This window comes from Kitasatospora sp. NPDC043950, from assembly GCF_056435345.1.
Genome location: NZ_JBWKER010000003.1, coordinates 250460 through 261220, shown reverse-complemented (window position 1 = coordinate 261220; position 10761 = coordinate 250460). Strand labels below are relative to the sequence as shown.

General features: G+C 71.8%; 9 protein-coding genes. 8 read left to right on the top strand and 1 reads right to left on the bottom strand.

The window, feature by feature from the left end:
* The first annotated feature begins 257 nt into the window (after positions 1–257).
* From ruvC to AC07BF_RS03360, 8 genes are all read left to right on the top strand, one after another.
* On the top strand, positions 258–800 hold the full coding sequence (gene ruvC, locus AC07BF_RS03395; RefSeq protein ID WP_363618240.1) for a crossover junction endodeoxyribonuclease RuvC: 543 nt from the start codon (positions 258–260) through the stop codon (positions 798–800).
* The gene (gene ruvA, locus AC07BF_RS03390) at positions 797–1408 is read left to right on the top strand and encodes a Holliday junction branch migration protein RuvA (protein ID WP_478332876.1); all 612 of its coding nucleotides are present in this window, start codon (positions 797–799) and stop codon (positions 1406–1408) included. Before ruvC ends, ruvA begins: the two co-directional genes overlap by 4 nt.
* Before the next feature lie 46 nt (positions 1409–1454).
* On the top strand, positions 1455–2531 hold the full coding sequence (gene ruvB, locus AC07BF_RS03385; protein WP_363583074.1) for a Holliday junction branch migration DNA helicase RuvB: 1077 nt from the start codon (positions 1455–1457) through the stop codon (positions 2529–2531).
* A 259-nt stretch (positions 2532–2790) separates the two neighbouring features.
* Complete coding sequence (gene yajC / locus AC07BF_RS03380) at positions 2791–3198, top strand: preprotein translocase subunit YajC (RefSeq protein WP_363583076.1); 408 nt, start codon at positions 2791–2793, stop codon at positions 3196–3198.
* A gap of 146 nt (positions 3199–3344) precedes the next feature.
* Entirely contained in the window at positions 3345–5135 is a 1791-nt protein-coding gene (gene secD / locus AC07BF_RS03375) for a protein translocase subunit SecD (RefSeq protein ID WP_400803616.1), read from the top strand.
* A 4-nt stretch (positions 5136–5139) separates the two neighbouring features.
* A complete protein-coding gene (secF, locus tag AC07BF_RS03370) occupies positions 5140–6237 on the top strand; it encodes a protein translocase subunit SecF (protein ID WP_363583078.1) in 1098 nt (365 codons plus the stop codon).
* Positions 6238–6262: 25 nt separating this feature from the next.
* The gene (locus AC07BF_RS03365) at positions 6263–6814 is read left to right on the top strand and encodes an adenine phosphoribosyltransferase (protein ID WP_363583080.1); all 552 of its coding nucleotides are present in this window, start codon (positions 6263–6265) and stop codon (positions 6812–6814) included.
* Between the two features lie 190 nt (positions 6815–7004).
* The gene (locus tag AC07BF_RS03360) at positions 7005–9422 is read left to right on the top strand and encodes a RelA/SpoT family protein (RefSeq protein ID WP_400330135.1); all 2418 of its coding nucleotides are present in this window, start codon (positions 7005–7007) and stop codon (positions 9420–9422) included.
* 62 nt (positions 9423–9484) lie between these two features.
* On the opposite strand, the gene AC07BF_RS03355 is transcribed toward AC07BF_RS03360, so the two are convergent.
* Positions 9485–10714 (bottom strand): DUF349 domain-containing protein, encoded by a 1230-nt coding sequence (locus AC07BF_RS03355; protein ID WP_363583082.1) that lies wholly within the window; start codon positions 10712–10714, stop codon positions 9485–9487.
* Positions 10715–10761 lie beyond the last annotated feature (47 nt).

The following is a 10761-nucleotide window of genomic DNA, read 5'->3' as shown; positions in this document are numbered from 1 at the left end:
TCGACGTGGTGGAGGAAAACGAGGACGGGCAGAATTTCTGCGAAACCGTCGACCGCTCAGAGGGGGTTGGTGAGCAGCTCAACGCGGGGGGCTTTTTCCCCCCCCCCCCCCCCCTCTTCCCCCCCCCCCCGGGCCGGTGTCTTTGCGGGCGCTGTCGGACCCGGACGGTAGCCTTCGCAGGTCGCCCGCCGTGGGCCGGAGGGCGGGCCCGGGCCGGAGCGCCCGGAGGCGGGCGGCGACCAACGAGAGGCGGGGCTGTGGTACGGGTACTGGGCGTGGACCCGGGGCTGACCAGGTGCGGGATCGGCGTGGTCGAGGGTGCGCCGGGGCGGCCGCTGCGGATGGTCGGGGTCGGCGTGGTGCGCACCCCCGCCGAGGACGAGATCGGGCGGCGGCTGCTGCTGGTGGAGCAGGGCATGGAGGCCTGGCTCGACGAGCACGAGCCGGAGCTGGTCGCCGTCGAGCGGGTGTTCGCCCAGCACAACGTCCGGACGGTGATGGGCACCGCCCAGGCCAGCGCGGTCGCGATGCTCTGCGCCACCCGGCGCGGCATCCCGGTCACCCTGCACACCCCGAGCGAGGTCAAGGCCGCCGTCACCGGCTCCGGCCGGGCCGACAAGGCGCAGGTCACGGCCATGGTGCAGCGTCTGCTGCGGCTGGACGCCCCGCCCAAGCCCGCCGACGCCGCCGACGCGCTGGCGCTGGCCATCTGCCACATCTGGCGCGGCGGGGCGGTCAACCGCCTGGAGGCCGCGGTACGGGCGGCCCGCGCCACCCCCCTGAAAGGAAGCAGCCGGTGATCGCCTTCGTGCAAGGGCCCGTGGTGGCCATCTCCTCCGGACTCGCCGTGGTCGAGGTCGGCGGGGTCGGCATGGCCGTGCAGTGCACGCCGAACACGCTGGCCGGGCTCCGGCTGGGTGAGCCCGCCCGGCTCGCGACCTCGCTGGTGGTCCGGGAGGACTCGCTGACCCTGTTCGGCTTCGCGGACGACGACGAGCGCGCCGTCTTCGAGATCCTCCAGGCCGCGCCGGGCGTCGGCCCGAAGCTGGCGCAGGCGATCCTCGGGGTGCACAGCCCCGACGCGCTGCGGGCCGCGGTGGCCGGCGGCGACGAGAAGGCGCTGGTGGCCGTGCCCGGCATCGGGAAGGCGAAGGCCGCCAAGCTGCTGCTGGAGTACAAGGACAAGCTGGGAGCCCCGCACGGCGCGGTGCCGGCGCAGAAGCCGATCGCGAGCGGTCCGGCCCCCTGGAGCGAGCAGCTGCACTCGGCGCTGACCGGTCTCGGCTACGCTCCGCGCGAGGCGGACGAGGCGGTCGTGGCCGTCACCTCCGAGGCGGAGGCCCAGCAGACGCCGGACGTCGGCGCACTGCTCCGGCTCGCCCTGCGCGGCCTCAACCGATCCCGCTAAAGCCATCTGGCGATCTGTCCTCTTGTCGACTTTGGAGCATGTGCTGATGAGTCCGTACGACTCGGACCCGGGCGACCGGCTGGTGACGGCCGCCGCCGACGGGGAGGACCAGGCGGTCGAGGCGGCGCTGCGCCCCAAGGTGCTGGACGAGTTCATCGGTCAGGAACGGGTGCGCGAGCAGCTGTCCCTGGTGCTCCAGGCGGCCCGCAAGCGCGGCAGCGCGCCCGACCACGTCCTGCTCAGCGGGCCGCCCGGGCTGGGCAAGACCACCCTGTCCATGATCATCGCCGCCGAGCTGGGCGCCCCGATCCGGATCACCTCCGGTCCGGCGATCCAGCACGCGGGGGACCTCGCGGCGATCCTCTCCTCGCTCGCCGAGGGCGAGGTGCTCTTCCTCGACGAGATCCACCGGATGTCCCGTCCGGCCGAGGAGATGCTCTACATGGCGATGGAGGACTTCCGGGTCGACGTGATCGTCGGCAAGGGCCCGGGCGCCACCGCCATCCCGCTGGAACTGCCGCCCTTCACCCTGGTCGGCGCCACCACCCGGGCCGGCCTGCTGCCGCCCCCGCTGCGCGACCGCTTCGGCTTCACCGGGCACATGGAGTTCTACGCCCCGGCCGAGCTCGAACGGGTGGTGCGTCGCTCGGCCACCCTGCTGGACGTGGAGATCGACCCGGCCGGCGCCGCCGAGATCGCCGGCCGCTCGCGGGGGACGCCGCGCATCGCCAACCGGCTGCTGCGCCGGGTCCGCGACTTCGCGCAGGTGCGGCACGACGGCCAGGTCACGGCGGAGATCGCCGCCCGGGCGCTGGACGTCTACGAGGTGGACGCCCGCGGTCTGGACCGGCTGGACCGCGCGGTGCTGACCGCGTTGCTGCGGCTGTTCGGCGGCGGGCCGGTCGGTTTGTCGACTCTCGCGGTCGCGGTGGGGGAGGAGTCCGAGACGGTCGAGGAGGTGGCGGAGCCCTTCCTGGTCCGCGAGGGCCTGCTCGCCCGGACCCCGCGCGGCCGGATCGCCACCGCGGCGGCCTGGCAGCACCTCGGGCTGACCCCGCCGGTCCAGGCCAACCGGGGCGCCGTGCCCGCGCAATCCGAACTCCTCCGGGCCGACGAGGGCTGAACGGGTGATCGCCGCCCGCCGGTTCCCGGGAGGCGTCCGATGCGCCACCCCGGTGAGTGGCCCGCGTGCGAGCCGGGGGCGAAGTCCGGGGAAACTGTGCAGGCGGAGGGTCGCCACTTTCGGCGGCAGGATGCGATGCTTGGCGTTGTCCGATCAGTTCGGGGTCGCCTAGACTCCGCCGGACCGCCCCGCTCACCTGACGGGCCGACCAATACCACACAGGCCGCCGGTCGGCGGCCCGTAAAGGACCCTGGCTGCAGTGAACTTCATCATCCTTCTCCTCCCGATCATCGCGATCGTGCTCATGTTCCGGTCGCAGAAGAAGCGCCAGTCGCAGATGCAGCAGATGCAGACCTCGCTGGAGCCAGGGGCGGGGGTGCGCACCATCGGCGGCCTGTACGCCCAGGTGAAGGCGGTCAACGAGGAGACCATCGAGCTGGAGATCGCGCCCGGCGTGGTCACCCACTTCACCAAGAGCGCGATCGCCGCTGTCCTGGACCCCCAGGAGTACGACGCGATCATCAACGGCCGCCCCGCCGATGACGAGCTGGCCGAGCCGGAGGCCGAGGACGCCGACGCCGAGCCGGTCGAGGACAAGCCGCTGACGCTCACCAAGGACGGCGGCGCCAAGGGCGACGTCGAGGGCGGGGCTCCCGCGAGCAAGTAGTACGGTCGGGCACCAGCCCGGCCGCGCGGCCCAGTGCCGCGAGCCCACAGGACCTCAGGGCCGCAGAACCGCCATGCCCCCGTCCCGCCACAAGCCGGACGGGGGTCCGGTTGGGGGAGTGGCATGGACAGGGAGAAACGAGCAAGGTGGCAACACCCAAGTCGCGCCCGCGCGACGGCTACCCAGGGCGGGCGCTGGCCCTCATCCTGGTCGTCACCGTCGGACTGGTCGCCCTCATGTTCGGGACGGGCCACACCAAGCCCCGGCTCGGAATCGACCTCGCCGGTGGCACCAGCATCACGCTGACCGCGAAGTCGACAGACCCCAAGGCGATCACCAAGTCCAACATGGACATCGCCACCGGGATCATCGAGCGCCGCGTCAACGGCATGGGTGTCTCCGAGGCGGAGGTGCAGACCCAGGGCGACAACACGATCATCGTGAACATCCCCAAGGGCGGCAACCAGCAGAACGCGGCGGACCAGGTGGGTACCACCGCCAAGCTGTTCTTCCGCCCGGTCCTGGCGGTGGCGCCCAGCGGCTTCACGCCGCCGGCGCCCACCGGCTCCCCCTCGGCCACCGGCACCCCGAGCGCGGCCCCGTCCGCCGGGTCCACCGCCTCGGCCGGCGCGAGCGCGTCCGGCACGCCCAGCGCGAGCGGCAGCAAGCAGGGCCGCCCGGCCGGTGAGGCGCTGGCCGCCGACGCCAGCCCGAGCGCCGCCGCGACGGGCGCGAGCACCGCCCCGAGCGCCGCCACCACGCCGTCCGCGCCCGCCACCCCGCCCAGCGCCGCGGACGTCAGCGCCGCGATGACCCAGGGCACCGTGCCGCCGGAGCTGGCCACGGCCTTCACCAACCTCGACTGCACCAAGCCGGAGGCCCGCGCGGCCCAGACCGGCCCCGAGGACAAGGCCGTCGTCGCCTGCTCGCAGAAGCCCGAGAACGGCTACTACGAGAAGCTCGTCCTCGGCCCCGTCGCCGTGAAGGGCTCGGACGTCTCCAAGGCCCAGCCGAGCCTCGACACCCAGACGGGTGCCGGCTGGCAGGTCCAGCTGCAGTTCAACGGCGCCGGCACCGACGCCTTCACCAAGGTCACCGGCCAGCTCGCCACCCAGGCCCCGCCGAACAACCAGTTCGCGATCGTGCTGGACAACCAGGTCGTCTCGCACCCCGAGGTCAAGAACGTGATCCCCGGCGGCAGTGCCGTGATCACCGGCCGCTTCAGCCAGGCCGAGGCGCAGGACCTGTCCAACGTGCTGGGCTACGGCGCCCTGCCGCTGGAATTCAGCAAGGGCGAGATCACCACCGTCTCCCCGGCGCTCGGCGGCGACCAGCTCATGGCCGGTCTGGTCGCAGGCGTGATCGGCATGCTGCTGGTGGTGCTCTACTCGCTGGTCTACTACCGCGGCCTCGGCCTGGTCTCGATCGCCGGTCTGCTCGTCTCGGCGGCCCTGACCTACTCGATCATGAGCCTGCTCGGCGCCGGGATCGGCTTCGCGCTGAACCTGCCCGCGGTCTGCGGTGCGATCGTCGCGATCGGCATCACCGCCGACTCCTTCATCGTCTACTTCGAGCGCATCCGCGACGAGGTCCGCGAGGGCGCCCCGCTGCGCCCGGCGGTCCAGCGGGCCTGGCCGCGCGCCCGGCGCACCATCCTGGTGTCGGACTTCGTGTCCTTCCTCTGTGCCGCCGTGCTCTACGTGGTCTCGGTCGGCAAGGTCCAGGGCTTCGCGTTCACCCTGGGGCTGACCACCGCGCTGGACGTCGTGGTGATCTTCCTCTTCACCAAGCCGGTGATCACGCTGCTGGCCCGGCGCAAGTTCTTCGCCAACGGTCACCCGTGGTCCGGCCTGGACCCGAAGCGGCTGGGCGCCCGCCCGCCGCTGCGCAGCAGCCGTCGCCGTAGCCCCTCCTCTGCCGCCGTGAAGGAGGCCTGACACCGTGTCACGCTTCTCCAATCTGGGACACCGGCTCTACCAGGGCGAGGTCAGCTTCGACTTCGTCGGGCGCCGTAAGCTCTGGTACTCCATCTCCGGCGTGATCGTGCTGATCGCGGCGATCGGTCTGGCGATGGGCCTGCACCTGGGCATCGAGTTCAAGGGCGGCTCGGTCTACACCGTGACCAAGCCGGGGCTGACCGTCTCGCAGGCGCAGGAGACGTCCGACAAGATCGTCTCCTCGCACCCGCTGGTGCAGTCGACCGACAACGGCAAGATCCGCATCCAGGTCAGCACCGAGGAGCCGAAGAGCTCGGACGAGATCCGCGCTCAGCTCTCCGAGAAGCTGGCCGTGCCGCTGGACACCGTCGAGGCCCAGGTGATCGGCCCCAGCTGGGGCAAGCAGATCTCCTCGAAGGCGCTCACCGGCCTGATCATCTTCATGGTCCTGGTGACGGTCTACCTGGCGATCGCCTTCGAGTGGCGGATGGCGGTGGCGGCCCTGGTCGCCCTCATCCACGACCTCCTGATCACCATCGGCGTGTACGCCCTGGTGGGCTTCGAGGTCACCCCCGGTACGGTGATCGGCTTCCTGACCATCCTCGGGTACTCGCTCTACGACACGGTCGTCGTCTTCGACACCGTGAAGGAGAACACCAAGGACCTCACCAAGCAGAACAAGCTCACCTACAGCGAGGCGGCCAACGCGGGCCTCAACCAGACCCTGGTGCGTTCGCTCAACACCACCGTGGTCGCCCTGCTCCCGGTCGCCGCGCTGCTGTTCATCGGCGGTGGCCTCCTGGGTGCCGGCACGCTGAACGACATCTCGCTGGCGCTGTTCATCGGCCTCGCGGCCGGTGCCTACTCGTCGATCTGCGTCGCCACTCCGCTGCTGGCGCAGCTCAAGGAGGAGCAGCCGGAGATGAAGGCGCTGCGCAAGCGGGTCCTGCAGCACCGGGCCGCGGCCGCTGCCAAGGCCGCCGGCGAGGTGCCGGCGGACGAGGAGATCGCGGACGAGGACCTGCCTGCGGGTATGGTCGGTCAGCGCGGCCGGGCGGCCGGCACCACGCGTGCCAAGGGCCGTCCGTCCACCAAGCGCTGAACCGACCCGATCGTAAGGACACGCCGTGACCACCGCCGACACCGCACTGGCCGATCTGTTGAACAGCCGGATCCGGGACGTCCCGGACTACCCGAAGCCGGGTGTGCTGTTCAAGGACATCGCGCCGCTGCTGGCCGACGCCGAGGCCTTCGGCGCCCTCACCAGGGCGCTGGCGGACCGGGCGCGGGAGCTCGGGGCGACCAAGGTGGTGGGCCTGGAGGCGCGCGGCTTCGTGCTGGCGGCTCCGGCGGCCTTCGCGGCCGGGCTCGGCTTCGTGCCGATCCGCAAGCAGGGCAAGCTGCCCGGTGAGGTGTTCCGGCGCTCGTACGAGCTGGAGTACGGCTCGGCGACGCTGGAGGTGCAGTGCGACGCCTTCGCGCCCGGTGAGCGGGTGCTGGTGGTGGACGACGTGCTGGCCACCGGTGGCACCATCGGCGCCTCGCTGGACCTGGTGAAGGAGGCCGGCGCCGAGCTGGTGGGCGTCGTGGTGCTGATGGAGCTGGGCTTCCTGGACGGCCGGGAACGGCTGTCCGGGCACCTGAACGGCGCCCCGCTGGAGACGCTGGTCACGGTCTGAGGGACCTGAACGAAGGGCGGCGGTCGGATCATCCGACCGCCGCCCTTCCGTTTCCGGCCCGGGTGGATGAACGCCGGGGCGCCCGGCTCGGTACCATGAAGATTCACCCCCTCCCGGTTGCGTCCGACCGTACGGGCCGCGGCAGGGGTCGGCCCCGGTGCCCCGAGGAGAGTCCTTGCCCGACGAGGTTGTGCCCACGGCCGAAGCGGCCGCCCCCGACAACCGTCCCACGCCCTCGGGGGCCACCCCGGCACGCCCGGCGCCGACCTCCTCGCGACCGACCGGCCCCACCGGGCGCGGCTCCTCCTCGGGTGGCATGCGCGCCCGCCTGGCCCGCCTCGGCGGCCAGCGCTCCAGCGTGCTCAACCCCGTGCTGGAGCCGCTGTTCCGGTCGATCCGGGCGAACGACCCGAAGGCCGACCCGGCGCTGCTGCGGGACATCGAGCGGGCCTACGCCGTCGCCGAGAAGTGGCACCGCGGGCAGAAGCGCAAGAGCGGCGACCCGTACATCACCCACCCGCTGGCGGTGGCCACCATCCTGGCCGAGCTGGGGATGGACGCCCCGACCCTGATGGCCGGGCTGCTGCACGACACCGTCGAGGACACCGACTACGGCCTGGAGACCCTGCGCAAGGACTTCGGCGACTCGGTGGCGCTGCTGGTGGACGGCGTCACCAAGCTGGACCGGGTCAAGTTCGGCGAGGCCGCGCAGGCCGAGACCGTCCGCAAGATGGTCGTCGCGATGGCCAAGGACCCGCGGGTCCTGGTGATCAAGCTGGCCGACCGCCTGCACAACATGCGCACGATGCGCTACCTCAAGCGGGAGAAGCAGGAGAAGAAGGCCCGCGAGACGCTGGAGATCTACGCCCCGCTGGCGCACCGGCTGGGCATGAACACCATCAAGTGGGAGCTGGAGGACCTCGCCTTCGCGATCCTCTACCCCAAGATGTACGACGAGATCGTCCGGCTGGTCGCCGAGCGCGCCCCCAAGCGGGACGAGTACCTGGCGACCGTCATCGACCAGGTCCAGGGGGACCTGCGCGGAGCCCGGATCACCGCCTCCGTCACCGGCCGGCCGAAGCACTACTACTCGGTCTACCAGAAGATGATCGTCCGGGGCCGGGACTTCGCCGAGATCTACGACCTGGTGGGCATCCGGGTCCTGGTCGACACCGTCCGCGACTGCTACGCGGCGCTGGGCACCATCCACGCACGGTGGAACCCGGTGCCGGGGCGGTTCAAGGACTACATCGCGATGCCCAAGTTCAACATGTACCAGTCGCTGCACACGACGGTGATCGGCCCCGGCGGCAAGCCCGTCGAACTCCAGATCCGCACCTTCGACATGCACCGCCGGGCCGAGTACGGCATCGCCGCGCACTGGAAGTACAAGCAGCGCGCCGTGGCCGGCGCGTCCAAGGTCCGCACCGACACCCCGACCCAGGTCCGCAAGGACGACAAGGCCGGCGCCGTCAACGAGATGGCCTGGCTGCGGCAGCTGCTGGACTGGCAGAAGGAGACCGCCGACCCGGGCGAGTTCCTGGAGTCTCTGCGCTTCGACCTGGCCAGCAACGAGGTCTTCGTCTTCACGCCCAAGGGCGACGTGATAGCCCTGCCGGCCGGCGCGACCCCGGTCGACTTCGCCTTCGCGGTGCACACCGAGGTGGGCTACCGGACGATAGGGGCCCGGGTCAACGGGCGGCTGGTGCCGCTGGAGTCGACGCTGGAGAACGGCGACGCCGTCGAGGTGTTCACCTCCAAGGCGGAGAACGCCGGACCGTCCCGGGACTGGCTGGGCTTCGTCAAGTCGCCGCGCGCCCGCAACAAGATCCGCGCCTGGTTCTCCAAGGAGCGCCGCGAGGAGGCGATCGAGCACGGCAAGGAGGCGATCGTCCGGGCGATGCGCAAGCAGGGCCTGCCGATCCAGCGGATCCTGACCGGCGACTCGCTGGTCACCCTGGCCCACGAGATGCGCTACCCCGACATCTCCTCGCTCTACGCCGCGATCGGCGAGGGCCACGTCACCGCGCAGAACATCGTGCAGAAGCTGGTCCAGGCGCTCGGCGGCGAGGAGGGCGCCACCGAGGACCTCGCCGAGACCGCGACCCCGACGCACGACAACCGCCGGGCGGCGCGCCGCCGGGCCAAGGGCGACCCGGGCGTGATCGTCAAGGGCGTCGAGGACGTCTGGGTCAAGCTGTCCCGCTGCTGCACCCCGGTGCCGGGCGACCCGATCGTCGGCTTCGTGACCCGCGGCAACGGCGTCTCGGTGCACCGCGCCGACTGCGTCAACGTCGAGTCGCTGAGCCAGCAGCCCGAGCGGATGATCGACGTCGAGTGGGCCGCCACCCAGTCCTCGGTGTTCCTGGTGGCCATCCAGGTCGAGGCGCTGGACCGCTCCCGGCTGCTCTCGGACGTCACCCGGGTGCTCTCAGACCAGCACGTCAACATCCTGTCGGCGGCGGTGCAGACCTCCCGCGACCGGGTCGCGATGAGCCGCTTCACCTTCGAGATGGGCGACCCGAAACACCTCGGCCACGTGCTCAAGGCCGTGCGCGGTGTCGAGGGCGTCTACGACGTCTACCGCGTCACCTCGGCCCGCAAGTAGCGCCCCGAGCGCGAGAGAGGGCCCCGGGAGATCCCGGGGCCCTCTCTCGCGCGTTCGGCGGATCAGCCGCTGAACTCCTCCTGGCTGCGGTGCGCCTGCTCCAGCAGGGTCTGCACGCCGGCCAGCTCGTTCTCCAGCTTGGCGATCCGGCCGGCGTTGCCGGCGGCGCGGGCCTTGTCCAGATCGGCCCGGATCTTGTCGGCCTTCGCCTCGAACAGGCCGACCATGCCGGCGGCGCGCGCCTTGGCCTCCGGGTTGGAGCGCCTCCACTCGGCGTCCTCGGCCTCGCGGATGGCCCGCTCGACCGTGTTCAGCCGGCCGTCCAGCTTCGGACGGGCGTCGCGCGGCACGTGCCCGATCGCCTCCCAGCGCTCGTTGACCTCGCGCAGCGCCGCCTTGGCGGCCTTCAGGTCGGTGATCGGCAGGATCGCCTCGGCCTCGGTGGCCAGTGCCTCCTTGAGCTTCTGGTTGGCCACCTGCTCGGCGTCCCGCTCGCTGAACACCGCGGAACGGGCCTGGAAGAAGACGTCCTGCGCGCCGCGGAACCGCGCCCACAGCTCGTCCTCGATGTCCCGCTGGGCCCGGCCGGCGGACTTCCAGCGCGCCATCAGGTCGCGGTAGGCGGCCGCGGTGTCGCCCCACTCGGTGGACGAGGACAGCGCCTCGGCCTCGGCGACCAGCGCCTCCTTGGTCTGCCGGGCCTGCTCGCGCTCGGCGTCCAGGGTCGCGAAGTGCGCCTTGCGGTGCTTGGAGAAGACCGAGCGGGCGTGCGAGAAGCGGTGCCACAGCTCGTCGTCGCTCTTGCGGTCCAGCCGGGGCAGGCCCTTCCAGGTGTCCACCAGGGCGCGCAGCCGGTCCCCGGCCTCCCGCCACTGGGTGGACTCGGCGAGCTGCTCGGCCTCGGAGACCAGCGTCTCCTTGGCGGTGCGGGTCTCGTCCTGGGCCTTGGCGCGGGCGGCCTTGCGCTCCTCGCGCCGGCTCTCGATCTCGCCGGCGAGCGTGTCCAGCCGCTTGGCCAGGGCGGCCAGGTCGCCGACCGCGTGCCCCTCGGTCACCTGGGCGCGCAGGTGGTCCAGCGCGGCCTGGGCGTCCTTGGCGGCCAGGTCGGTGGTGCGCACCCGCTTCTCCAGCAGGCCGATCTCCACCTCGATGCCCTGGTACTTGCGCTCGAAGTAGGCGAGGGCCTCCTCGGGCGAGCCGGCCTGCCAGGAACCCACGACGTGTTCGCCGTCGGCCGTCCTGACGTAGACCGTGCCCTGCTCGTCGACACGGCCCCACGGGTCGCTGCTCATAGCGCGTCCTCCACATGACGTCGCGCCCGCGCCGGGGCGGCGCGCGT

Coding starts and splice junctions, on each gene's coding strand:
- AC07BF_RS03355 (WP_363583082.1), bottom strand. CDS start 10,714: ATGAGCAGCGACCCGTGGGGCCGTGTCGACGAGCAGGGCACGGTCTAC.
- ruvB (WP_363583074.1), top strand. CDS start 1,455: ATGAGTCCGTACGACTCGGACCCGGGCGACCGGCTGGTGACGGCCGCC.